This is a genomic window from Rheinheimera nanhaiensis E407-8 (assembly GCF_000296695.1).
GTDB classification, from domain to species: Bacteria; Pseudomonadota; Gammaproteobacteria; order Enterobacterales; family Alteromonadaceae; genus Alishewanella; species Alishewanella nanhaiensis.
On record NZ_BAFK01000035.1, the window covers coordinates 1 to 24,094 of the forward strand.

At 53.3% G+C, this 24,094-nt stretch carries 21 protein-coding genes; 13 read left to right on the forward strand and 8 right to left on the reverse strand.

Annotated elements, in window-relative coordinates:
* Positions 1–2,058, reverse strand: a 2,058-nt coding sequence (polA, locus tag RNAN_RS17740; RefSeq protein ID WP_040552600.1) for a DNA polymerase I, incomplete at its 3' end; no start/stop codon positions are given.
* Between the two features lie 591 nt (positions 2,059–2,649).
* Between polA and RNAN_RS17745 the strand changes: the two genes are divergently transcribed.
* Positions 2,650–3,045, forward strand: a complete 396-nt coding sequence (locus RNAN_RS17745; RefSeq protein ID WP_008224357.1) for a c-type cytochrome — start codon at positions 2,650–2,652, stop codon at positions 3,043–3,045.
* Between the two features lie 196 nt (positions 3,046–3,241).
* Positions 3,242–5,848, forward strand: a complete 2,607-nt coding sequence (locus tag RNAN_RS17750) for a sensor domain-containing phosphodiesterase (protein WP_008224358.1) — start codon at positions 3,242–3,244, stop codon at positions 5,846–5,848.
* On the opposite strand, the gene rep is transcribed toward RNAN_RS17750, so the two are convergent.
* Entirely contained in the window at positions 5,822–7,837 is a 2,016-nt protein-coding gene (gene rep / locus RNAN_RS17755) for a DNA helicase Rep (protein WP_008224359.1), read from the reverse strand. The two genes, RNAN_RS17750 and rep, sit on opposite strands and share 27 nt — an antisense overlap.
* Positions 7,838–7,977: 140 nt before the next feature.
* Between rep and ubiK the strand changes: the two genes are divergently transcribed.
* The 6 genes from ubiK to RNAN_RS17785 all read left to right on the forward strand — a co-directional run bounded on the left by ubiK (position 7,978) and on the right by RNAN_RS17785 (position 12,582).
* Positions 7,978–8,265, forward strand: a complete 288-nt coding sequence (ubiK, locus tag RNAN_RS17760) for a ubiquinone biosynthesis accessory factor UbiK (protein WP_008224361.1) — start codon at positions 7,978–7,980, stop codon at positions 8,263–8,265.
* 3 nt (positions 8,266–8,268) lie between these two features.
* Positions 8,269–9,579: a Xaa-Pro dipeptidase gene (locus RNAN_RS17765; protein WP_008224363.1), complete on the forward strand. Its 1,311-nt coding sequence runs from the start codon at positions 8,269–8,271 to the stop codon at positions 9,577–9,579.
* Between the two features lie 169 nt (positions 9,580–9,748).
* Positions 9,749–10,204, forward strand: a complete 456-nt coding sequence (locus RNAN_RS17770) for a hypothetical protein (RefSeq protein WP_008224366.1) — start codon at positions 9,749–9,751, stop codon at positions 10,202–10,204.
* Entirely contained in the window at positions 10,201–11,109 is a 909-nt protein-coding gene (locus tag RNAN_RS17775; RefSeq protein WP_008224367.1) for an arginase family protein, read from the forward strand. Before RNAN_RS17770 ends, RNAN_RS17775 begins: the two co-directional genes overlap by 4 nt.
* 154 nt (positions 11,110–11,263) lie before the next feature.
* On the forward strand, positions 11,264–12,118 hold the full coding sequence (locus RNAN_RS17780; RefSeq protein ID WP_008224370.1) for a GAF domain-containing protein: 855 nt from the start codon (positions 11,264–11,266) through the stop codon (positions 12,116–12,118).
* Entirely contained in the window at positions 12,115–12,582 is a 468-nt protein-coding gene (locus RNAN_RS17785; RefSeq protein WP_148275787.1) for a hypothetical protein, read from the forward strand. The genes RNAN_RS17780 and RNAN_RS17785 overlap by 4 nt, the downstream gene beginning before the upstream one ends.
* Before the next feature lie 88 nt (positions 12,583–12,670).
* Here the strand turns inward: RNAN_RS17785 and RNAN_RS17790 are convergent, their stop codons facing one another.
* Together RNAN_RS17790 and RNAN_RS17795 are read right to left on the reverse strand one after the other, a co-directional pair.
* Positions 12,671–13,603, reverse strand: coding sequence for an SPFH domain-containing protein (locus RNAN_RS17790; protein WP_008224373.1), 933 nt, complete (start codon positions 13,601–13,603; stop codon positions 12,671–12,673).
* Positions 13,604–13,630: 27 nt separating this feature from the next.
* A complete protein-coding gene (locus RNAN_RS17795) occupies positions 13,631–14,080 on the reverse strand; it encodes an NfeD family protein (protein ID WP_008224376.1) in 450 nt (149 codons plus the stop codon).
* 111 nt (positions 14,081–14,191) lie between these two features.
* Here RNAN_RS17795 and RNAN_RS17800 point away from each other — a divergent pair, with 111 nt between their 5' ends.
* Positions 14,192–15,118, forward strand: a complete 927-nt coding sequence (locus RNAN_RS17800) for a matrixin family metalloprotease (RefSeq protein ID WP_148275788.1) — start codon at positions 14,192–14,194, stop codon at positions 15,116–15,118.
* Positions 15,119–15,144: 26 nt separating this feature from the next.
* On the opposite strand, the gene RNAN_RS17805 is transcribed toward RNAN_RS17800, so the two are convergent.
* From RNAN_RS17805 to RNAN_RS17820, 4 genes are all read right to left on the reverse strand, one after another.
* On the reverse strand, positions 15,145–16,068 hold the full coding sequence (locus RNAN_RS17805) for an ABC transporter ATP-binding protein (RefSeq protein WP_008224380.1): 924 nt from the start codon (positions 16,066–16,068) through the stop codon (positions 15,145–15,147).
* Positions 16,065–16,892: an ABC transporter permease subunit gene (locus RNAN_RS17810; RefSeq protein ID WP_008224381.1), complete on the reverse strand. Its 828-nt coding sequence runs from the start codon at positions 16,890–16,892 to the stop codon at positions 16,065–16,067. The genes RNAN_RS17805 and RNAN_RS17810 overlap by 4 nt, the downstream gene beginning before the upstream one ends.
* Before the next feature lie 158 nt (positions 16,893–17,050).
* A complete protein-coding gene (locus RNAN_RS17815) occupies positions 17,051–17,401 on the reverse strand; it encodes a RidA family protein (RefSeq protein ID WP_008224383.1) in 351 nt (116 codons plus the stop codon).
* Between the two features lie 65 nt (positions 17,402–17,466).
* Positions 17,467–18,351, reverse strand: a complete 885-nt coding sequence (locus RNAN_RS17820) for a LysR family transcriptional regulator (RefSeq protein ID WP_008224384.1) — start codon at positions 18,349–18,351, stop codon at positions 17,467–17,469.
* A gap of 46 nt (positions 18,352–18,397) precedes the next feature.
* Here RNAN_RS17820 and RNAN_RS17825 point away from each other — a divergent pair, with 46 nt between their 5' ends.
* The 4 genes from RNAN_RS17825 to RNAN_RS17840 are packed head-to-tail and all read left to right on the forward strand — an operon-like array spanning position 18,398 to position 24,007.
* Positions 18,398–19,813, forward strand: a complete 1,416-nt coding sequence (locus RNAN_RS17825; RefSeq protein ID WP_081502321.1) for an NADH-quinone oxidoreductase subunit L — start codon at positions 18,398–18,400, stop codon at positions 19,811–19,813.
* On the forward strand, positions 19,810–22,248 hold the full coding sequence (locus tag RNAN_RS17830; RefSeq protein WP_008224386.1) for a DUF2309 domain-containing protein: 2,439 nt from the start codon (positions 19,810–19,812) through the stop codon (positions 22,246–22,248). The genes RNAN_RS17825 and RNAN_RS17830 overlap by 4 nt, the downstream gene beginning before the upstream one ends.
* Positions 22,245–23,039 (forward strand): DUF6671 family protein, encoded by a 795-nt coding sequence (locus tag RNAN_RS17835; protein ID WP_008224387.1) that lies wholly within the window; start codon positions 22,245–22,247, stop codon positions 23,037–23,039. Before RNAN_RS17830 ends, RNAN_RS17835 begins: the two co-directional genes overlap by 4 nt.
* The gene (locus RNAN_RS17840; RefSeq protein ID WP_008224389.1) at positions 23,036–24,007 is read left to right on the forward strand and encodes an L-threonylcarbamoyladenylate synthase; all 972 of its coding nucleotides are present in this window, start codon (positions 23,036–23,038) and stop codon (positions 24,005–24,007) included. The genes RNAN_RS17835 and RNAN_RS17840 overlap by 4 nt, the downstream gene beginning before the upstream one ends.
* The last annotated feature ends 87 nt before the right edge of the window (positions 24,008–24,094 follow it).

The following is a 24,094-nucleotide window of genomic DNA, read 5'->3' on the forward strand; positions in this document are numbered from 1 at the left end:
ACGACCTTCTTCAGTACGAATAGGAATATTCTGCAAATTAGGATCGGTGGAACTTAACCTGCCGGTAGCCGCGACCGCCTGATGGTAAGAGGTATGTACCCGCCCGGTTGCAGGTTGCAGCATTTTTGGCAGCTTATCGGTGTAGGTCGATTTTAACTTCGACAAGCCGCGATGCTCAGTGATCAGTTTAGGAAACTCAAACTCCAGCGCCAGCTCAGCTAACACTTCCTCTGCCGTCGACGGCGCGCCGGTAGGCGTCTTTTTCAGCACCGGCAACTGCATTTGGTCGAATAAGATCTCCTGCAGCTGTTTGGGTGAGGCTAGATTAAACGGCTTGCCAGCCTGCTGATACGCCAGCTGCTCTAACTCACTGATCCTGTTAGCCAACTGCTCGCTTTGCTGCGCCAGCAGCTTGCTGTCGATCAGCACGCCGTGACGCTCTATGCGCGATAAAATATCCACCAGCGGCATTTCGATATCGGTCAGCACTTTGCTTAGCCCGGCGTGCTGCCGCAGTTGTGGCCACAGTGTCTGGTGCAGCTTCAGGGTAATATCCGCATCTTCAGCCGCATAATGGGCGGCTTTTTCCAGCTCAATCTGGTTAAAGGTCAGCTGCTTAGCGCCCTTGCCAGCAATCTCTTCAAAACTGACGGTTTTATGCCCCAGGTATTTCAGTGCCAGGCTGTCCATGTCGTGCCGGGCGGCAACAGAGTTCAGCACATAAGACTCTAACATAGTGTCAAATTGCACACCGCGCAGCACTATGCCATAACGCGCCAGCACACTTTGGTCGTACTTCAGGTTCTGCCCGACTTTGGCTTTGCTGCTATCTTCCAGCCAGGGTTTCAGCTCGGCCAACACCCAGTCGCGTGCCAGCTGCGCCGGCGCACCGACATAATCGTGCGCCACCGGCACATACCAGGCCTGGCCCGGGCTTACGGCAAACGATAACCCCACCAGCTCGGCCTGCATATAATCCAGACTGGTGGTTTCAGTATCCAGCGCTGTTAAGCCAGCTTGCTGTATTGCCGTCAACATTTGCGCAAAAGCGGCTTTATCCAGCACCGTCTGATAAGCCGTAGCATTCGCCGTATTAACCGTATCAGCCGCCGGTGGCGGGCTTTCTGCCAGTAAATCGCCTTGCTCGGGTATACTGCCTTTAGCCGCACTTTGCCCGCTTGAGAGCACTTCACTTAACCAGCGGCGAAACTCACAGGCGCTATACAGCTCGGCCAGCGCAGCATTATCGGGCGCTTTTATGCTTAAGTCGTCAAGTTGATACGGTAGCTCAACGTCAGTTTTAATGGTGGCCAGCTGATAAGATAACTGCAGCTGCTGACGAAACTCGGTAAGTTTTGCCGCCATGGTTTTGGCACCGCGAAAACTCAACCCAGCCACTTTATCCAGTTGCTGATAAATCTGCTCAATAGAGCCCAGCCCCTGCAATAAGGCAGCAGCGGTTTTTTCACCCACGCCTGGCAAGCCCGGAATATTGTCTACCTTGTCACCCATCAGCGCCAGATAATCGATAATCAGCTCTGGGCCTATACCAAACTTATCCTGCACGCCCTGCACGTCCAGCAAGGTATTGGTCATGGTATTAATTAAGGTGACATGCTCATCTACCAGCTGCGCCATATCTTTATCGCCGGTCGAGATCAGCGTATGGCGCCCCTGCGCACTGGCCTGGCGCGCTAAGGTGCCAATTACATCGTCAGCCTCAACACCGGGTACGCACAAAAGCGGCAACCCCATGGCTTCAATAATGCGATGCAACGGCACTATCTGGCTGCGTAAATCGTCCGGCATTGGCGGGCGATGCGCCTTATACTCACTGTACATGTCATTACGAAAAGTCGGGCCTTTGGCATCAAATACCACCGCCATTTGTCTGGGTTGGTATTGTTTCAGCAGGCTTTTAAGCATGTTAACCACACCGTAGATGGCACCGGTGGCCTCGCCGCGCGAGTTTGTCAGATGTGGCGGCGCATGATAGGCACGAAATAAATAAGAAGAGCCGTCCACCAGGATCAGCGGTGTATCGGAGACTGTAGCCATCTAAGGTATATCCTGCAGCAATAAAGCTATAGCATGCCACAGCGTTGTCAGCGCCGCCAGTCAGCGCAGCAGCGCGCTCAACCGAACAAGCTGTGGATAACTTTGTGCAAAACGCAGCCGAACAGGCTGGCTTTTAGAAAAAAAGTCAGGCGTAGGCATTTCATAACAATATGTTTTTAAAGATAAAATATGGGGTGTACCACTAGGCCCATTTTATTATTGTTATACTTCCATTTATGTGGAAAACACTTAGCAGTGTCTTCTTTTTACCGGAGCTGAACTGTGCTGTTCAATACTACCGGCCTGACAGACTACCATATTGGCACCAGATGCAAAGCAAAACCGTTAAATAATTTTGCTTTAAAAAAACCAGCCAACCTTATCTAAAAGCATATAACAGATATGGCGCTGGCTTGGGCCGGATTTACCCGATAGTGCAACAAAAACACAACGATCGAGCCGGCTGTTGTTAGCGTAACAGGCTTACTGCCGGCGCCAGGCCAGGCATGATGCACGGGGCTTCCCCTGATGGCAGCTTGAGGGCTATAATGGCGCAAACTTTGTGCGGACATGACCACAGGACTACTCACTATGAACAAACTCACTCTTGCATTTGCCTTGCTGTTAACCACCTTTGGCATTCATGCCAGTGCCGATGCAGATAAAGAAGCGCTGGCGAAACGGTTAGCTCCTATAGGCCAGGTGCATGTTGCCGGCGCGGCTGCCGCTGCTGATGCCGCACCGTCTGGCCCGCGTAGTGGTGAGAAAGTGTATCAAACCGCCTGTTTTGCCTGTCATGGTACCGGCGCGCTGGACGCACCAAAAAAAGGTGATGCGGCCTGGAAACCCCGGCTGGAACAAGGCTTTGACACGCTGTTAAAGCATTCCATCGAAGGGATCCGTAATATGCCTGCCCGTGGTACCTGTGGTGACTGCAGTGATGACGAAATTGCTGCTGCGATCAAGTTTATGACCGAAGGCGTTTAAACCCTCTGCTGTTATCCGTTTAAGGCCGCTACAGTGCGGCCTTAAACGTTTTTATTATTACAGCTAACAAACTGGTTTAAGCCTGCGACTGCCATTTGGCCGCAAGCCTCTTCCAACTGCTTAAACTTTGTGCATAATGGGCACAATTATAAAGTGTCGGCCCAGGTGGCACGACCAACCAATAAAAGAGTCAGGGTTGAAGGGATCAACAGAGTCAGCTAAACGGCTTAAGCAGGCACAAACCAAGCTAAGACGGCTGGATATATTGGCCCGCCGCTATAAGCAGGCCTATATTACGCAAGGCGCCTTATTAAAATTATCTGAATTGGCCAGCACCATCAGCGATATGCGGGAGTTTTATCCGGCGATCCACAAAATGGTGTCTGAGTTATTGCATGCCGAAAACTTCTATGTGGTGTTCTACGACAACCAGACTGACCACTACACGCCGCAGTACTTTTCCGACGAAAAAGACCAGCAGCTAATTGCCGACGTACCCTCCAGCGCGTTTTCCAGTGGTTTAACCGGCTATGTGGCCCGCAGCGGCCAGCCGCTGCTGTGCGACACCGAGCAGTTTGAGCAACTTATTTGCAGCGGCGCCATTGAGCCACAAGGCTCACCCTGTGCCCACTGGCTGGGTATCCCCCTGTGCCGGGGTGAGCAGGTGATCGGCGTGATGGCCATTCAATCTTATAATGCTAAACAGCTATACACCGAAAGCGACCTGGCGCTGTTCAGCAGCATTGGTGGCCATACCATTACTGCGCTGGATCGGGTGAAAAGCCGCGAACTGCTGGAAGAGACGGTACGGTTGCGCACCCGTGAGCTACGTCAGATTAACAGCTCCTTGCAAAAGGAAATTACCGAACGGATAAACGCCGAAAAACTGCAGGCCGCGCTGTACCGCATCTCTGAGCTAACGGCCAGCAGCCGCGATATGAACGGTTTTTACCGTGCTGTACATCAGGTGCTTGGCGAATTAATGGCCGCAGATAACTGTTATATCGCCCTGCTCGATGCCGAGCGCAGCAAGCTGACTTTTCCGTTTTATCTGGATCAGTACTCGCCACCGGCACGCGAGCGGCCATTAAGCCGTGGCTTTACCGAATACGTGATCCGCTGTGCCGATGCCAAACTGATTAACACAGATATTGCCGATAAATTGGTGGCCGCCGGCGAGATCCGCCGCGGTATGGCCGATCCGCTTAAAGCCGCCCGCTACTCGACCAGCTGGTTGGGTGCGCCTTTATTGATTGAACAGCAAGTGATTGGTGTTATTGCACTGCAATCTTATGACGACCGCTACCACTACTCTGACAACGAGCTGAATATTCTGCGCTTTGTCTCGCAGCATATTGCTGTGGCGATTCAGCGTAAGCTGGCTACCGAGCAGCAAAAGCAGCACCAGGAAGAGCTGGAGCGCAAAGTATTTGAAAGCACCCGCGAGCTGCGCCAGACCAATTTGTTTTTACGCCTGCAAGTGGAAGAGCGGAAAAAAGCCGAACAAAAACTGTTTTACGAAGCCAACCACGATGCTTTAACCGGGTTGGCCAACCGGCAAATGTTTCTACAGCAATTAAAGCAGCAGTTTGCGCTGAGTAAACGCCAGCCACAGCAGGGTTTAGCGCTGTTGTTTATCGACTTAGACCGCTTTAAGCAGATTAACGACAGCTTAGGCCATCATGTCGGTGATGCCTTTTTAGTGGAAGTGAGTAAACGCTTACTCAGCACAGTGCGTGAACATGATATGGTGGCCCGGCTGGGTGGTGATGAGTTTGTCGTGCTGCTAACCAGCCTGCCAGATGCAGAAGATGCCGAAGATATCGCCGAGCGCATTATTGAGAAAATACGCCAGCCTTTTTACCTGCAGGGCCAGCAGGTGCACTCCGGTGCCAGTATCGGTATAGCCCATTTTGACGCTGAGCACAGCAAACCAGAGGCCATGCTGCGCGATGCCGATGCCGCTATGTATCAGGCCAAGTCAATGGGCCGCAACCGCTTTGTTATTTTTAACGACACCATGCGCGAACAATTGCTACAGGCGATGACACTGGAGCAGGTGATGCAGCAGGCACTGGCACAGCAGCAATTTACTGCCGTGTACGAGCCGGTATTATGCGGTCAGGGCCGCACCCTGCTGGGCTACGAAGTACACAGCCAGTGGCAACACCCGCTGCTGGGCACCCAGTACGATTTCAGCCAGTTCAGTGCTGATGCGGCGATGACGGTACAAATTGAGCAGCTGATCCTGCAGCAAGCCTGTCGTCAGCTTGCCGCCAGCACGGATGACAGTGGCTTACTCAGCCTGCGCCTCAGTGTGGCCCATCTGCAGCAGCACGAGTTACTGCAACAATTAAAACAGCAACTTAGTGTATTACCGCAACCACAGCGTTTATGTTTAGCCTTTACCGAGCGCGAATTGCTGCAGGCCGGCAACAGTATCCACAATGTGTTACATCAGCTGAAGCAAAACGGTATCCGGCTGGCGATCCATCAGTTTGCCGCCGACAGCGCGCCTATGGGCTTGTTACTGCTGCAACTGTTTGAGTTTGTTAAATTAGACGCCAGCTTCTGCCGTCAGCTGCCGCGACAAGCGCATAAACGTCAACTGCTGCAAATGTTACAGCAACTGGCGCACAACTATAAATTCCGCTTACTGGCCGACGGTGTAGACAACGCTGAACTGCTAAACCTGCTGTTAGACGAAGGTTGCTGCTTTATGCAGGGTAAGTATGTTACTGAGCTATTAAGCGCGAAAGTCTTGGCCGAAACCCCGTCAGTTATTTTTCAGCAGCTGGCGTAACCGCTCTATGTGTGCCTGGCCACTTAGCTGACGCTGCTCGGCCGTTTTCACCGGCGCCGCCTGCTGCCAGTCTAAATCGTCCTGCGGTAATTCGTACAAAAACCGGCTGGGCTCCGGGCGGATGACCTCGCCAAACTGGCGCCGCTCCTTAGCGTAAGTAAAAAACAGCTCGCGCTGGGCGCGGGTAATACCGACATACGCCAGCCGGCGCTCTTCCTCAACATTGTCCTCGTCAATGCTGCTCTGGTGCGGCAAGATGCCCTCTTCCATGCCCACCATAAACACATAGGGAAACTCCAAACCTTTGGAGGCATGTAGCGTTAACAGCTGCACCTGATCGGCATTATCGTCCTGCTCCTGCCGCTCCATCATATCGCGCAGTGTCAGTCGGGTAACCACTTCGGGCAGTGTCATCGGCTCTTCGTCATCTTTGCCCGCCAGCATTTCGCTGATCCAGCGATACAGCTCATTGACGTTTTTCAGCGCCATTTCAGCCGCTTTCGGGCTGCTGCTGGTTTCAAACAGCCAGGCCTCATAATGGCTCTGGCGGATAAGATCGCGTATCGCTTCGGCGGGCTCGGCCCGCTGCACATTATCAGCTATGCCGACAATCCACTGGGCAAACTGTTTTACCGCATTGTGCGCGCGCGCCGATAAATGCATCGACAGCTCACTGTCGCAGCAGGCAGCAAATAAACTGATGTGTTTTTCATTGGCCAGATTACCAATCTGCTGCAAAGTGGCTGCGCCAATTTCACGCCGCGGCACATTAATAATGCGCAGCAAGGCGTTGTCGTCGTCCTGGTTTACCAGTAAACGTAAATAGGCCATCACGTCTTTAATTTCACTGCGGGAGAAAAACGAGGTGCCGCCGGAAATTTTGTACGGAATACGGTTGGTCATCAGCGCTTTTTCAAATAAGCGCGATTGATGGTTACCGCGATACAGCAAGGCATAATCACGGTATTGGCTGCGGTTAATAAAGCGATGCGAGATGATCTCGGCCACCACTTTCTCCGCTTCATCTTCCTCGTGCTTACAGGGGATCACCTTCAGCGGCACGCCATAGCCATTTTCGCTAAATAGCTGCTTATCAAACTCGTGCGGGTTATTGGCAATCAGAATATTAGCCGCTTTTAAAATGCGCTCGGCCGAGCGGTAATTTTGCTCCAGCTTGATCACATTTAAATTGGGAAAATCGGTCTTCAGCAGCGCCAGGTTTTGTGGCCGCGCGCCACGCCAGGAGTAAATCGACTGATCATCATCGCCCACCACGGTAAAGCGCTGACGCTCGCCCACCAGCCACTTCACCAACTGGTATTGGCTGGTGTTGGTATCCTGATATTCATCTACCAGTAAATACTGAATTTTTTGCTGCCACTTAGCGCGCACCTCGCTGTTGTGTTGAAACAGCAGCGTCGGCAGTAAAATTAAGTCGTCAAAATCCAGTGCGTTATAGGCCGTTAACTGCTGGCTGTATTGCTGGTAATAATTGGCGAAGCTGATACTTTGCGCATCTTTGGCATCCTGCAACGCTTTCGCCGGCAGCGTTAACTCGTTTTTCCAGTTGCTGATTTTACTTTGCAGCGCCCGCAGCAGGTCTTTGTCGCCCTGCAGATCGTTTTCGCTTAATTCTTTTAGCAGCGCCAGGCTGTCCTGATCGTCAAACAGGGTAAAGTTGGCTTTGTAGCCAATATGGCGGTATTCCTTTTTCAGGATCTCCAGCCCCAGCGTATGAAAGGTAGAAATGGTCAGGCCACGGGAGGCGGCTTTTGGCAGTTGCTGGTTAATGCGCTCGCGCATTTCGCGCGCCGCTTTATTGGTAAAGGTCACGGCGGCAATATGCCGCGCCGGCAACTCACATTGCTGAATTAAGTAAGCAATTTTATTAATAATCACCCGGGTTTTGCCACTGCCGGCACCGGCCAGCACCAGACAAGGCCCGGAAATATATTTAACTGCAGCGTTTTGTTGCGGATTTAACTTCATTGACGCACCCTTATAACCAGGGCGGCATTGTAACGAAATTTGCCGTTAAATAGCATTCGCTATCCGGCTTTTGCTCTGTAGAATACTGCCAATGCTAAAGCAACAGGCTGCAAGTGCTTGATGCAGCACAGGAGATAACCATGATCGATCCGAAAAAAATTGAAGATATTGCCAAACAGATTGGCAATGCCATTCCGCCTCAGGTGCGTCAGTTTGCCGATGAGGTTGAAGCCAAAGTAAAACAGGTATTGCAAAGTAAGCTGGCCGAGCTGGATTTTGTCAGCCGCGAAGAGTTTGACGTGCAGCGCCAGGTGCTGCTGCGCACCCGTGAAAAACTGGAAAAACTGGAGCAGCAACTGGCGGCCTTAATGGCCGAGAAAACCCAGGATCTGAAAAGCCAGCCACTGCCCAGCTCAGATCAGGAGTAACTTATGCGCCGGCTTTTTGCCCTGACACTCATCAGCAGCTTAGTATCGCTAAGTAGTTTTATGCCTGTTACTGCCGTGGCCGCACCGGAAAAACTGATCCTGGCCGGCCAGCTGTTAGAGGTGCAAAGTGGCAAACTGCGCGCCAACCAGGCTATTCTGCTGGAGCAAGACCGCATCCACAGCATAGTGCCCATTGCGACACTAACCAGCGAGCAGCAGGCGCTGCCAAGCACCGATTTAACCGGCTACACCGTGCTGCCGGGGCTTATCGATATGCATGTGCATTTAACCGCTAACCCGGCGCAGCACGGCTACCGCCGCCTGCAGCAAACGCCGGCACGCCAGGCGCTGTTTGGCGTTACCGCGGCCAAAGCCACTGTAGAGGCTGGCTTTACTACAGTGCGTAATTTAGGCGCGGCCGGCTTTGCCGACGTTGACCTGCGCGATGCGATAAACGCCGGCGAAATAACCGGCCCGCGTATGCGGGTGTCGGGCCCCAGTTTGTGCATGACCGGCGGCCACTGCGACAATAACCTGCTGCCGCACACCTATCAGGCCAGTGGCGATGGCGTGGCAAACGGCGCCGATGCCATCCGGGCTAAGGTGCGCAGCAATATGAAGTACGGCGCCGATGTAATTAAATTTACCGCCACCGGCGGCGTGCTGTCGCGCAACACCGACGTTAACGCCAGCCAGTACAGCCTGGCTGAAATGCAGGCACTCGTGGCCGAGGCTAAAGATCGCGGCGCTATTGTTGCCGCCCACGCCCATGGTTTACGCGGTATTAAGCGGGCACTGGAAGCGGGCGTAGACTCGATTGAACATGCCAGCTTTATCGACGATGACGCCATTAAACTGGCCAAACGCAACGGCACCTTTCTGGTGATGGATATTTACGTCAGTGACTATATATTGCAGGAAGGCGAAGCCGCCGGCATTTTGCCGGAGTCGCTGGCCAAAGAGCGCACTGTTGGCCAGTTGCAGCGGCAAAACTTCAGCAAAGCCGTTAAAGCCGGGCTGAATATCGCCTACGGCACCGACGCCGGTGTGTACACCCACGGCTTAAACGCGCGCCAGCTAAATTACATGGTGCAATGGGGCATGACACCGCTGCAGGCCATCCAAAGCGCCACCATTAATGCCGCGACCTTACTTAACTGGCGTAACGAGCAAGGCCAGCTTAATGTCGGCGTACTACAAGCCGGCGCCTATGCTGATATGGTCGCCGTAAAGGGTAACCCGCTGGAGCAAATTACGCTGCTGGAGGCTATTCCAGTAGTGATTAAAGGCGGTGAGGTGGTAAAACAGCCATAAATGAAATCGCTAAACAGCCGGCCAGAGCTTGGTCGGCTTTGCCTAAAGCCGCAGCGCAGTGCGCAGCGGAAGTATGATAACAAATTAAATTTAAAATAAATTAACAAATATTTTATTTATATTGTTTAATTCTCTATCATTATGGCTTTTCATTGCAGAGGGAAAAGCCGTGGTAAAGGTACATATTTGGTTAAGGGATGAGAAACACGTTGGTCATGCTGCACTTACTATCAGGGATGTTTATGTTAGTTTCTGGCCGGATGGAGATGCAGGCAAAAAGGATTTGAAGATAAAAACCAGTCATCCTGGTTCCTATGTCGAAAGTCTTGATCACGACATTGAGAACGAAGGCGGCCGAAAGCCCATCACCATCGACATTGCCAATCTGGATGAAGTTGCGATGCTGCACTATGTAAACTTTCTACAAAACAACGTGCCTCGCTATCAGATTGCGCGCCATAATTGCTCACATTTAGTTGTCGGCATTTTGCAAAAAGGTGCGAACAAAAAGCCTTCATTTAAACCCAATGCTGCAGAGTATGCTAAAGTCGGTCGCATATTAGGATACGGTATCTGGACTCCGGCTAACGTGATGCGTTACGCAAATGAACTGAAATCAGCATGAAAATTATCTATCACGAGCAATACAACATTGACGTAGGTATTTTCAAATTTTTGCACCCGTTTGACGGCTGCAAGTTTAGTAAAGTACGTGCGGCGTTAAATGATGCAGACATCATTGCACCGCCAGGTCCTATTGCTGCAGATGCCATTCTCGGCTCGTTAAATGAGCTGCTTAAAATTCAGCTCAAAGATAAAGCCGCGTTGTGCCGGGCGCTGGAAATTCCGAAAATCCCTTTTCTATCGTTTTCATGGTTGGATAGCCGAATATTGTCACCTATGCGCTGGGGCGTTTCAGGCACGTTAACTGCCTGTCGTTTAGCACTTGGCGGTGACGATGCCTGGAACCTTGCCGGCGGTTATCACCATGCCAGCCCTCACCGGATGGAGGGCTTTTGCATTTATAACGATATAAATATCAGCTATCAGCAGCTTATCGCCAGCGGCGAGTTAACGGCAGATGACAACATACTGATTATCGATATCGATGCCCACCACGGTAACGGTAATGCACGCACTTTTATCGACAACCCCAAAGTCACTCTGCTGGATGTCTACAATGCCGATATTTACCCGATAGACACTATTAGCCGACGCCGGGTTAATATTGCCGTACCTTTGCCCAGCGGCACCGGCGGCGAGTTATATCTGAATAAACTTGCAGCAGCATTAGACCAGCTAAGCACCGGCTATAAACTCGCCTTTGTGGTAGCCGGTACCGATGTGTTAGCCACCGATCCGCTCGGCGGGCTGCAGCTAAGTGTAGATGATGTAGCACAATGCCATAAGCTGGTGTACCAGCGCTTAAAAGCACTCAATATCCCCACCGTGTTTCTAGGTGGCGGTGGTTATGGCAAGGAGAGTGCCGCAGCGATAGTGGCGGGGATTAAAGCGGTAACAAACTGCTAAAATCACTTATTTTGTTGATTTTACTAATTATTATTTGCCATCCTGGCACTGCCACCCCAACATCTTGCCGCTGACAAAGTATTCTACTTGAAATAAGCTCATTCGATAATTATGGTGTTTGGTTAATAATAACAATGCAGGCTGTATTAAATTAATGCTCAGAACAAGTTTAGCTGTATATGGTTGGTTGAATTGGGTTGCTCGAGGTTATCAAAGAGCTAGTAGCTACATTGCAAGCTCTTGTGGCTTTTTTTTACTTATAGACACAGAGAAAAGTGAGTTTCTCAGCACTAGACCGGTAATAACTAAGTTTGTACAAGAAATCCAGAGCAATATGTTTATTCTTTTCTGTTTGTTTTTGTTCCTTGCTGTTATCGCTCATATTCTTACTAAAAAGACCAGCCTTGATGTTTGGAAAGAAATAAAATTTATTCTCGACAGATACCAAGAGAAATGTTTCCCAAACAATAAAGAAAAAGATTTACACCGGGTTACCTTGTTTAGATTAGAAAAGCACTGCCTGTTTAGGAGGCATTGGTCTTCAAGAAATTGGCTAAACTTCAGGGGACATTGCAGGCTATTTTCGAACTTCTTAGTGCCCGTTCTACGTTCAGGGCATATTAATGGCAAATCAAATACTTTTTTTCAAGTTGGTAGCGATCAGAATTATGAAGGAGTTGCAGGTTTAGCTTTTAGGCAGAAATCACAAGTTGCGGTAAAAAATTTACCAGATCTGAGCTCACCGCTGATGGCAAAAGTAAAGGATAGAAAGCGATTGATTACCGAGTATGCATTGCAAACAAATTGTAAGCGAGAGTTGATCGAAAAATGGGTTGAGCTTGGTAAAACAGTTCCAAGGTCTATCGCTGCAACTCCTGTAGAAGTTAACGGTCAGATATGGGGCGTTTTAGTGTTGGACAGTACATCTCCTGAAACATTGAGTAGCGAATCAGTTTCGGACTATACTGTCGTCATAGCTGTTATTGGAAAGCTATTGGAGAGAATGTGATGTTAGTTACTAAGTGGGTGCATGTACCTGAAAAAGCGATTAACAAACCTCGCCAAATTGAGCAGGATGGCGTCAAATTTACTCAGTCAATATCACCTTGGGATCTGCCCCAGCAGTTCCGATTTTTAATTGACGCAGAGTCTTTAACAATAGAGTGGCGTTATCTGTCTGATTCAGAGCCAGTAAAACGTAAAGAGTTTCCGGATGGCTTTGCTGTTGAACTAGGTAAAACTTCTTCAAGAATATACAAAATTACCGTTTCGTTATCAGCTCTCGAAAAAAGCATTTCAGTGATGCCTACAGATGAAGCTGAAGCTGCTACAAGTGCTTTGATAAAAATGAAAAATGCTTTAGCAGAAATAGAGAATTATCCCAACGAGAATAATAAAGTCGCAATGACTAAAACAGCCCATTGGTGGGCAAACCTTCCAAACAAAGCAGAGTTGCTTGCTAACGCTATGTAGTGGTAACGCGCCGGAGCGTCCTCATATCCGGCGCGACTCACTCTCTGTAATCCAGCACCTAGGTAAATATATAGACTCGCGAGTATAGTTACTTTTTAGGCTGAGCTACTTTTAAAATCTCGGTTAAACCCGCCACAGCACCGCCGATATTCGCCAGCTCGGCGGGTACTATCATGGTGTTGTTGGTTTTGGCCAGGTTGCCGAACTCTTTTACATACTGCTCAGCCACGCGCAGGCTAACGGCTTCTGAGCCACCCGGCTGGTTTATCGCTTCAGCAATTTTGCGAATACCCTCCGCAGTGGCTATGGCAATCAGCTCTATTTCTTTGGCGCGGCCTTCGGCTTCGTTAATCTGGCGCATCTTGTCGCCCTCAGACAGGTTAATGACTTCCTGCTTTTGGCCTTCTGATACGTTGATCATCGCCTGGCGTTCACCTTCCGATTTGGCAATAGCGGCACGGCGCTCACGCTCGGCGCGCATTTGCTGCTCTAACGCATCTTTAATGCTGATCGGCAGCTCAATATCGGCAATTTCGTAGCGCAGCACCTTTACCCCCCAAGGCGCGGCGGCTTCGTCCAGTGCCCGCACCACTTCTTCATTAATTTTGGCGCGCTCTTCAAAGGTTTTATCTAAGTCGGTCTGGCCGATGACCGAACGCATCGTGGTTTGTGCCAGCTGCGCTGCCGCATAGCGGTAATCACTGATGCCATAACTGGCTTTGTGCGGATCAATGACCTGGATATACAAAATACCGTCGATCCCGACCTGAATGTTGTCTTTGGTAACACAGGTTTGCCGGCGTACATCGATCACTTCTTCTTTTAAGCTGTGCACATAAGCCACTTTATCAATAAAGGGGATCAGTAAATGAAAGCCCGAGTCCAGCGTACGCGAGTATTTACCCAGCCGCTCTATCACATAATTACTGCGCTGCGGCACAATGCGCGCCGTTTTCACAATGGTAATCACCACTGCCAGCGCAAAACCGGCCATTAAGAGGGTATTAATATCAAGTTGCACCTGTTGTTACTCCTTAACGTAAAAAAATCAGCTGTTTGGCTTAGTCGCCGTGACCGTTAATTTAATGCCGTGGTTGGCAACCACCCAGGCGACATCACCGGCTTTTAGCGCATCGCTTGATTCGGCGTCCCACTGCACGCCGTTTAACAGCACCCGGCCGGCACCCTGGGCAAAATCAGTATGCACCGTGACGCGGCTACCGATATCTTCGCTAAAGCGCGAAGGTTGCTCATTAGTGTCGGCAGTAAAGCCGACAAACCAGCGCTTAAAGTGGCCGCGCACACTAAACAGCAGCACTAAAGACAACACACCAAAAATTAAAAACTGCATGCTGTAGCTTTCAATCACCCCCAGATGCAGTAACAAGCCGACCACAATGGCGGCGATCCCCAAAAACACTGCAACCACACTGGTCGCCAGCAGCTCGGATAAAATCAGCACTATGCCGATCAGGATCCACAAGGTAGCAATATTCACTTAATTTGCTCCGTAACAATTGTTATGCTGCACATTAACGTAAGGCATACAAAGCGGTCAAATGAAACCCTTAGCCGCTTTGTAACAACCCTTTGCAGTGCTGAGGCCGATATGCGATTTTTCCTGCGCGCGCTCTGTTATACCCTGCTGCTGTTTGTCGCCTATCAGTGGCTGCTGCCACTACTGAGCAAAGACAAACCGGCCGCCCAATTGCTGCAGCACTATGCCGATAAAGCGCTGCAACAGTATTTGTGCCAAACGCCGGTGCTCTGGCGCATCGGCAAACTGGACCCGGCCTTTAATTTAACGCTGGAGCAAGCCGAACAAGCGGCGCACAACGCCACCAGCCAGTGGAACAAGGCGCTGGGTAAAGAGCTGTTTCGTTATGACAGCCTTGATGGCTTTGCGATAGATTTTGTGTTTGACGCCCGCCAGCAGCAATTATTAGAGCAGGCACGGCTGACGCGAAACCTGGCCCGCTATGATGCTACTATCGACCAGCGACTGCAGCACCTGCAACAGCAGGCAGCCAGCCTGCAAGCACGGCAACAACAGTTTGACCAGGCCAACCAGCAGTTCGCGGCCGATGCCGCAGCCTTCGAGCAACAGGTGCGCCAGGCCAACAGCAGTGAGCGCAACCGCCTGCTGGCGCAACAGCAACAGCTACAACAGCGGCAACAGCAACTACAGCAGCAGGCCGGGCAATTAAATGACGAGCAGCAGCGCTTAGTGCGCCAGCAGCAATACCTGAATGACACTGTGGCTGACCGTAATGCGCTGCTGCCGCAACAGGCACAGCCGATAGCGGCGGCCGAAGTGGGCGTAATGCAAATAACCGGCCGGCAGCGACAGATGACTATTTTCGCCTACACCTCTGCAGAGGCGCTGGAGCTGACCTTGCTGCACGAATTTGGCCATGCGCTGGGGCTGGGCCACACCGCAGGGCCGGCATCGGTAATGTATTATGCGCTAAGTGCCCAACAGCAGCGCCTTAACAGTGAGGATATTCAGGCACTTAAACAGCAATGTGGCTTTTAAGCCGTGGCTATGCCAGACCAGCGCCTCTACGAGGCACTAAACAGCTTTTGCTCCAGCGTCTGGCCTTTAATCAGGTTACGGTAGCGATAACCGTGCGCGGCCAGGCATTGCAGCAATTCAAGATCAAACTGCGGCTGCTGATCGCTGTTATAGCTAAGTAACAGCTGGTTCTTTTGCCCCGGCCGCACACTAATAAGCCCAGGTAACTGTTGCAGCAATGCCAGCAACGGCTGATCGGCCTGTTGCTCCAGCAGCAAAGTTAAATACTGCTCAGCGCCATCACTGTCTTTGTTATCAGCCGGGCTGCTTAACTGGCCTTGCTGCAAATACAGCACCTTGTTGCACAGCTGCTCCAGCTCAAAAATATTATGCGAGCTGATCATAAAGCTGACCTGGCTGCCTAACTGACTACTTAGCTGGCTAATCAGCTGACGTATTTGCAGCGCATGCGCCGGATCCAATCCGGCGGTGGGCTCATCCAGCAGTACCAACCGGGGCGAGCCGATAAAGGCCTGTGCTATGGCAGCGCGTTTACGCATACCGTGACTGAGCGCCGCCGCTTTGTGTTTTCGCTGCGCTGAAAGTTCCACCAGTGCCAGCACCCTGTCGGTTTCCAGCTTAGCCGCTTTGTGGCTTAAGCCCTGTAAACGACCGTAAAAATCCAGCTGCTCGCCAATGCTAAAGGCCGGGTCAAACTGGGCGTCTTGCGGCAGTGCAGCCAGCAGGCCACAGAGCGCGCTGCTGCCGGGTTTGTGCCCCAGCAGGCTAACGCTGCCGCTGTCGGCACGCAAGTAGCCACATAAAATGCTAAACAAGGTGGTCTTACCGGCGCCATTGGGGCCAATCAGCGCCGCCACATCGCCCTGCTGCAGGCTAAAACTGACATTAGCCAGCGCCGTCTTGCTGCCAAAACGTTTACTCAGGTTATCGCAGTGTATTAGGGTGCTCATAGTGCTTTCCTTCTTAGCAGCAGGCAGGCCAGGCCAAGTAAAAGTGCAGTTTGCCACAGCGGCAGCGCTGCCAGTTTAAAGGTTTGCCAGCCGTGCAGCGGCAACAGCTGGATCACCTGGGCACCAGGCACGTAGCTGAATAAAAACAAAAAGTCGGGAAAGTAAAAAATAAACCAGCTTAGCAGGGCAAAGCCCAAGCCCAGGCTGATAATGGCCAGGCTAACAGCCAGTTTGGCACTGCGCACCAGTGCGGAAAACAGCGCCATAATGGCGGTAAAAGGCGCCACCACCAACAGCAAATTAAGCCAAATCACTAAGGCGGCACTGAGCATGGCTGGCGTCATGCCACCAGCACGCCAGCTGGCTACAGCCAGGGTGGCCAGCAAGGTCAGTAAAATTAAACAGCCCTGCACCACTAACTGGCCGGCAAAGCGGCCCAGCACTAAGCTGCTGCGGCTGCTACGCAAGGTTAAAAACCGCGCCGTGCCACGCTCGATATCCGGGCACAGCTGGTTGGCGGTAAAAAACAGGCTTAGCAGCGGCAGCAGCCACAGGCTAAAAAACCAGTACACTGCCAGCTCGGGCGCCGGCCAGCTACGCAGCTGGCTGATACCGTTATGGCCAAACAGGCCGCTGATAAAGTCGGTAAAACCGCGCGAGGCAATAAGGTCCGCCGCCGGCACTATCGCATAGCGAAACAACAGGCCCCAAATGACCAAAGTGGCGGCCAGCGTCATCAGGCCAGAGCGGGTTTGCCATAAACGGCGTAGTTCAAAACCGGCATATAAGCCGGTGTGTCTTAACAAGGTTATCAGATGGGGCATAGCGGCTTCCTGTGCAGCGTTAACCAGCAATATTGCTGAACCGCGAAAGAACAGCAGTTATAGTGCCAATATTATTTTTAATTAAATCATAAAGATAAAAAAGCAGCCTAAACGACTGCTTGCTTATTACACGAAAATATCGTCAATTTCGCTATTGCCTATGGCATGGCAGCGACAACCTTTATCTCTATTTTCCAGTGCGGATCAGCCAGTTTAGCCTGCACCGTGGCGCGGGCCGGTGCCTGTCCCGGCGCAACCCAGTTGTCCCAGGCCAGGTTCATTGCGGCATAGTCGGCCATATCGGCTAAATAGATCGTAGCGTCAACCAGCTTGGTTTTATCACTGCCACAACGTGCTAACAGGGCATCAATTTGCGCCAGCACATCTTCGGTTTGTAAGGTGGCATCGTTGCTGTGGGTATCGGGCACCATGCCGGCGCAAAAAATCAGCCCGTTTACTATTACCGCCTCAGAATAACGCGCCGCCGGCAAAATACGTTGTATGCTCATCAGGTACTCCTTGTTCGTCGTTGCCCTAGCCTACCCTGAGCCGGCCGCATTAGTCGTCGGATCAGTTACACCGCCGCCGGGGTAAACGCCTGCAGCAACTGGTTTAATTGTGGGTGCAGTAGCTGGCGCTGGGTGGTAATAATGTAAAAGTTTTCATAAACCTGCGGCAGCGTCAGGTATTTGTGCAGCCGGCCGCTTTGCAGCTCGTCTTTTACCACTACCTCCGGCATTACACTTAAGGCGCCGCTGTCGCGCGCTAATAAGCGTAACATCGCCATATCGTCGGCTTCGGCAATAATCTCCGGCGCCAGCTGGTACTGCGCAGCCAGAGCATCAAAAGCCGTACGGATGGGGCTTTGCACCGGCGGCAGTACCCAGCGCTGCTGACAGTATGCCGTCAGGCTGCTGGCCGGGCTGTTACCCGGTGGCCCAATCACCGCCACCGGTTGGCGCGCTAACAAGCGGCACTGCCATAACTGGCTGTCATTGCCCTGCACTGCCACGTTAGTTAAAGCTAAATCTAACTGATGGCTGGCTAAGGCATTGAGCAGTGCGGTCTGGTTCATCGACAACAGGCTGTAACGCGCTTGCGGTGTGGCCAACAGCGGCGCAATAAAGCTTTCAATAAAGTTACGTGACATGGTCGCCAGGGCGCCAATGCGGATTGGGCTGCGCTGCGGCTGCATACCCTGCTGCAGTAATTGCTCCAGCTCGGCGCCGCGGCTGAAAATATCTTCGGCATACTTTAACGTCTGATAGCCGCTGTCGGTCAGCACCAGCTTACGGCCTTCGCGGCGAAACAACTGCACCTGCATGCTCTGCTCTAACTGCTTAATTTGCGCCGACAACGCCGACTGTGACACATGCAGCCGCTGCGCGGTTTCGGTCAGGTTGCCGCCTTTGGCCACCTGCCAGAAATAATACAAATGATGGTAATTCAGCCGGCTCATAGTTCTGTTTTAGCGAACGTTTATTAACTTAATATGTATTTTACTTATGTTAGTGCGCTTAGCACAATACTGCCAGTGTCGAACGACCCAAGGTAGGCGAACAATGTTATTCAGTCTGAGTCTGTTTAAACTGGTGCTACTGGCCCTGATTGCCCTGCTGGCAATAGTGATCTGGCGCTACAGTGCCACCGCGCTGGCCGGCGAAGCCGACCAAGGCCGTTTTATGCGGGCACTGGCGGCAACGCTGGCTGCCGTCGTGTTTACCCTGCTGAGTAATCATTTACTGCTGTTTTGGCTGGGCTGGGTAGCCATTAGCCTGGCGCTGCAGCAATTGTTGCTGTTTTACCCCGAACGGCCCCGCGCCCAGCTGGCCGCCCACAAAAAAGCGCTGAGCGCCCGCCTGAGTGAAACCTTGCTGGCACTGGCGTTTACCTTACTGTATCTGCAGTTTGACAGCGCCAATATCAGCGAGATTACCCGCGCGGTCGCCACAACTGGCGGCGCTAACTGGCTGCTGCATAGCGCTGCGGTGCTGCTGGTGCTGGTGGCGCTGCTTAAATGTGCACAGCTGCCGCTACACGGCTGGTTAATACAAGTGGTTGAAGCACCGACGCCGGTGTCTGCGTTGCTGCACGCCGGCATTATTAATTTAGGCGGTATCTTGCTGCTGTTATTCTCGCCTGTGCTGGCATACAGCAGCCTGGCCAGCAGTTTACTGCTGGCCGCCGCACTTGGCAGTACCTTGCTGGCGGCGCTGATTATGACCACCCGCATCAGCATTAAAGTGCGCCTGGCCTGGTCTACCGTGGCGCAAATGGGCCTGATGCTGGTGGAGATTGCGCTGGGGCTTTATACCCTGGCCCTGCTGCACCTGCTGGCGCATTCCTGTTATAAAGCCTATGCCTTTTTACACAGCGGCAATGCGGTAAATCATTATCTGGCGGCGCAGCTGGCCGGCCAAACCAACCCGGCGGCACGCCACTGGCTACTGGCGCTGCTGCTGTCGACAGCGCTGGTATATCTGGTGCAACTGGCATTGCCGTTGTCCAGTTTAAGCAGTGCTGTACTGCTGGTATTGGCAATCAGTGTGCTGCTGGTGCCATCACTTTGCCACGCCGATAGCCACCGGCCAGCCCGGCTGCTATTAGCGCTGGCTTATGCCTTAGGCTTACTGGCGCTGTACTTTAGCCTCAAAACCCTGCTGCGCCTGGTGATGCCAACCCCTGCTGCTGTTTATCCGCTGGCGGATCTGCTCGCCAGTCTGGCGTTTGCCGGCTTATTTGTACTGGCGATACTGCTGCGCTATCACAGCCATCACAGGCAACTGAACAAGCTGTTTATCTGGCTAAACGCCGGTGGGTATCTGGACGAATGGGCTACCCGTATTACGCTGCAAATCTGGCCCTATCAGCAAAAACCAGCCGCTGCATCAAAGCAGAACACCCTGCAGGAGGTAAAATGAGCGCCTTATCTCAGCACCCCCCACAACAGCATAACCTGAGCGCACTGATTGAGCGTGCCGCCAGCCAGATTGCCCCGCAGTGGCCGCTGGATCAGCTGATTGCCGTTAACCCCTGGTGGCCGAAGCGCCAGCAGCCGTTTGCCGCTGTGTGCGCCGAGCAGCAGCTATTGGCTGGCACCGACTGCTTAATGAGCGAGCACTGGTACCTAAGCCAATGGCAGCAGCACATTCAGCCGGCGCACCTGCAGCAGGCATTGACAGAGCAAGGCCTGACGCTAAGCACAGATGCGGCCGTGGCCGCGCTGTCGCAACCGGTTAAACTAAAACGCTGGCAGCGGCTGGCAGAGCTGATGGCAGCACAGCAAGGTAAAAAACGTACCCTGCCCTGGCCGCAATTGATCGTGCAACAGCTAAGCCAGTTTCTGGCGCTGTATCATCAATACCCGGAGCGCTTTAGTGTCGACGCCGACAGCGAACACCATGCTTATCACAGCTGGCTCAGTGTAGTGCGGCAGGATAAGGGCTTGCAGGTACTGACCGGTACCGGTTTAACCCCACTGTTTGCCCAACTGCCGGAGCAGCCGGATACCTTGTTAACCCAGTTGTCACCCTGGCTAAACAGCTGGTGCGCCGATGAGCAAAGCCAACTGGCTTATTTTGAAGCCCTGCTGCAAAGCCTGTCGGGCTGGGCCGGCTGGCAGGCCTGGCTGGACTGGCAACAACAGCTACAGGGCCCCGGCAGTCAGCAGGCTAACAACAGCCAGCAGGCGGTAAGCCAATTGCTGTATATGCTACTGGGCTGGGATTGGGTGTTATGGCAGCACAGTAGCCAGCATAATCAGCAGCATACCGAGCTGCTACAACAACTAAAACAGCAAGCGCAGCAGGTAAATAGCCAGCTGACAAAGTTGCAGCAGCAATTAGCACTGCGCCAGTGCTGGCAGCGGGCGCTGGAGCTCAGTGTGCAGCAGCCGCTGCTGGCAACATTAAGCAAACAGCAACAGGCATTTAAGCAAAGCGCGCCCAAACGGCCGCTGCTGCAAGCCGCCTTTTGTATTGATGTGCGCTCCGAGCCGATGCGCCGGGCGCTGGAGCAGCAGCACGACGACATTCAAACGCTGGGCTTTGCCGGCTTCTTTGGTTTGCCTATCGCCTATAAAACGGCCGGCAGCAGTTTGCAGCGGCCACAGCTGCCGGGATTATTGGCGCCCAGCCTGACCGTCAGCCAGCTTAAACCCGAGCAGGCGCCGCTGTCGCGCCAGCCGGATCTGGGTTGGAAGCAAAGCTTTGATCTGGCCTCGTCCAGCCTGGGCATGGTAGAAGCCGCCGGCCCCACCAAGCTGCTTAGTCTGCTTAAACGCGCTTTTTTCCGGCCGCAGGCGCCGCATGCGCTGAACAAACAGCTGGATAACAGCCAATGGCAAATCAGTAACGGCCAGCAGCCTCTGACCAGCGCCGAGCAGGCGCAGCTGGCCGCCGCCATTTTAACCGCCATGGGGCTGCAAGAGACGCTGGCACCGGTAGTGATTTTATTTGGCCACGGCAGTGATACCTGCAATAACCCGCATGCGGCGGGGCTGGACTGCGGCGCCTGTGGCGGCCAAACCGGCGAGGTTAACGTTAAGGTGCTGGCGCAGCTGTTAAACGATGCCGAGGTCAGAGCCCAGCTACAGCGACAGCATCAGATCACTATTGGCGACGACACCCGCTTTTACGCCGGCTTACACCACACCACCACCGATGAGCTGGAGCTGTACCAGGCACCGCAAGCCGCGCCCTGGCTGCACTGGTTAACGGCTGCCGGTGAGCAGGCCCGCCAGGCCCGTTTGGAGCTGTTTGCCGGGTCCAAGCCGGCGACAGGCGCACTGGAGCGCTTCTTCCGCCGCCGCAGTACCGACTGGGCGCAGCTACGGCCGGAGTGGGGCCTGGCCAATAATGCCGCCTTTATTGTTGCACCGCGTCGGCTGACCAAAACGCTCAACTTGCAAGGCCGCTGCTTTTTACATGATTACGATGCCAGCAAAGACACTGGTTTTAGCCTGCTGCATACCATTATGACGGCGCCGATGGTAGTGACTAACTGGATTAACCTGCAGTACTACGCCTCAGTGGTGGCGCCTGAGAAATACGGCAGCGGCAATAAGCTGCTGCATAATGTGGTGGCCGGCCATATTGGTGTATTTGAAGGCAACGGTGGTGATTTACGCACGGGTTTAGCCTGGCAGTCGGTACATGATGGCAGCAAACTGATGCATCAGCCGGTGCGTTTATCGGTAGTGATTGCCGCGCCCGCTGAGGCTATTGCTGCGGTGATCCAGCGCTCAGCCGATGTTGCAGCCTTAGTGAATAACCAGTGGCTGTACCTGTATCAACTAAATGACGATGGCAGTATGCAGCAATGGCAACAGCAGCGCTGGCAACCGGTGGCGCTATGAGCCAAAGCGCAGCCGTACTCAGCCGGCATCAAAAAGCCGCCCTAATGGCACCAGCGCTGCAGCCGCTGGGTTGGCAGCTGATAGAGCTGGACAACTTTGATACCGACAGCCTGGGCAGTTTTGCCGGTGAGCGGCCGCGTTTTATGTCGCCCTATGAGTGCGCGCTGCGTAAAGCCGCGCTGGCGGCAGAGCTATCTGGCCTTGATGTTGGCATTGGCAGTGAAGGCAGCTTTGCTGCCGGGCCTTACGGCCTGGGTACTTATAATCTGGAGCTGATTTGCTGCGTTCATATCAGCCAGGGCTGGGCGGTAACCGGGCGCTTTTACGGCCCAGCGCAGGCGCAACAATGGCAGATCCAAACGCTGAGCCAACTGGACGCTGCCCTGGCCAGCGTGCCCGCCGGCCAGCATTTGCTGCTGCAGCAAGGCGGGTACCTGCAAAAAGCTCTTAGTACAGAAAAGTGCCGCACCCTGGCCAGCGAACGGCTGGCGCTGGGTGAGCTGCAACTCAGTTACGATTTACGCGCCCATTTAAGCCCAGAGCGGCAACAGCATATTGCCCTGGCAGCGCAGAATTTAGCGGAGCGCCTGCAAAGCCGCTGTCCGGCCTGCGCCACGCCCGGCTTCTGGCCCGATATCGCCATTGCCGGCTTGCCCTGTGAAAGCTGCGGCGCGCCCACCCCCCTTACTGCGCAAAAGCAGGCCTGCTGCGCGCGCTGTCAGCACCAGCAGTATTACCCGGTGCCAGCGCAATATGCCCAAAGCCAATATTGTCCGGAGTGTAACCCGTGAACACCCTAATACTTGATGCCAATAGCGCCGCCGATGTGGCGCACTGCGCTCAACTGCTTAAACAAGGCCAACTGGTAGCGGTACCCACCGAAACCGTATATGGTCTGGCCGCCGATGCCACTAACCCGGCGGCGGTCAGTGCTATCTTCAGCGCCAAAGGCCGGCCGGCTCACCACCCGCTTATTGTGCATCTGGCGGATAAAACCCAGCTGCCCCACTGGGCCAGCCGTATCAGCTCTGCCGCTTATGCGCTGGCTGAAGCTTTCTGGCCCGGGCCCCTGACGCTACTGCTGCCCAAGGCCGACCATGTCAGCCCGGTCGTCACCGGCGGTTTAAGCAGTGTTGGCCTGCGGGTACCGGCGCATCCGGTGTTGCTGGCCCTGTTACAACAACAGCAACTGGCGCTGGCGGCGCCCTCGGCCAATTTATATAAAAAGCTCAGCCCCACCTCGGCGCAGCAGGTGATGGCAGGCCTTAACGGCCGCATCAGTGCGGTACTGGATGGCGGTCCCTGCGCCTTTGGTCTGGAGTCGACCATTGTCGATCTCACCGGCACCGTACCCACCATAGTGCGGGCCGGGCCCATCAGCGCAGCACAGTTAGCGGCCGTGCTGGGCCAGCCGGTAGCACAGCCTCAGCAGCATAATGTCGCGGTACCGGGTAACGTAAAGGCACATTATCAGCCAGACACACCGCTATTGGTTTTTAGCCACGAAGCACTGCGGCTGCAGTTACCACAACAGCGCCAGCCGGTGGTGGTGCTAAGCTACAGCGGGCTTACGGCAGTGGCGCCGCATCTGAGTATTGCCATGCCAGCAGAGCCTGCCGCCTATGGCCGGATGTTATATCAGCAATTGTTTCAGGCCGATGCGCTGGGTGTCAGTGCGATCTGGTGTGAGTTACCGCCTGCGCAGGACAACTGGCGTGCAGTGCTGGACCGGCTAAGCCGTGCCGCCAGTAGTGGTTAATTGTTAGCAAAAAAAAGACGCGCTGTCAGGATGACAACAGGGCGCCAAAGTGGAGCCGGGGAGGCAATACAAACAACTACACACTGC

What these genes read in the sequence shown, in the direction of transcription:
- RNAN_RS17745 (WP_008224357.1), top strand. Translation starts at nt 2,650, where the DNA reads ATGAACAAACTCACTCTTGCATTTGCCTTGCTGTTAACCACCTTTGGC.
- rep (WP_008224359.1), bottom strand. Translation starts at nt 7,837, where the DNA reads ATGAAGTTAAATCCGCAACAAAACGCTGCAGTTAAATATATTTCCGGG.
- ubiK (WP_008224361.1), top strand. Translation starts at nt 7,978, where the DNA reads ATGATCGATCCGAAAAAAATTGAAGATATTGCCAAACAGATTGGCAAT.
- RNAN_RS17765 (WP_008224363.1), top strand. Translation starts at nt 8,269, where the DNA reads ATGCGCCGGCTTTTTGCCCTGACACTCATCAGCAGCTTAGTATCGCTA.
- RNAN_RS17775 (WP_008224367.1), top strand. Translation starts at nt 10,201, where the DNA reads ATGAAAATTATCTATCACGAGCAATACAACATTGACGTAGGTATTTTC.
- RNAN_RS17780 (WP_008224370.1), top strand. Translation starts at nt 11,264, where the DNA reads ATGCTCAGAACAAGTTTAGCTGTATATGGTTGGTTGAATTGGGTTGCT.
- RNAN_RS17800 (WP_148275788.1), top strand. Translation starts at nt 14,192, where the DNA reads ATGCGATTTTTCCTGCGCGCGCTCTGTTATACCCTGCTGCTGTTTGTC.
- RNAN_RS17805 (WP_008224380.1), bottom strand. Translation starts at nt 16,068, where the DNA reads ATGAGCACCCTAATACACTGCGATAACCTGAGTAAACGTTTTGGCAGC.
- RNAN_RS17810 (WP_008224381.1), bottom strand. Translation starts at nt 16,892, where the DNA reads ATGCCCCATCTGATAACCTTGTTAAGACACACCGGCTTATATGCCGGT.
- RNAN_RS17815 (WP_008224383.1), bottom strand. Translation starts at nt 17,401, where the DNA reads ATGAGCATACAACGTATTTTGCCGGCGGCGCGTTATTCTGAGGCGGTA.
- RNAN_RS17820 (WP_008224384.1), bottom strand. Translation starts at nt 18,351, where the DNA reads ATGAGCCGGCTGAATTACCATCATTTGTATTATTTCTGGCAGGTGGCC.
- RNAN_RS17825 (WP_081502321.1), top strand. Translation starts at nt 18,398, where the DNA reads ATGTTAGTGCGCTTAGCACAATACTGCCAGTGTCGAACGACCCAAGGT.
- RNAN_RS17830 (WP_008224386.1), top strand. Translation starts at nt 19,810, where the DNA reads ATGAGCGCCTTATCTCAGCACCCCCCACAACAGCATAACCTGAGCGCA.
- RNAN_RS17835 (WP_008224387.1), top strand. Translation starts at nt 22,245, where the DNA reads ATGAGCCAAAGCGCAGCCGTACTCAGCCGGCATCAAAAAGCCGCCCTA.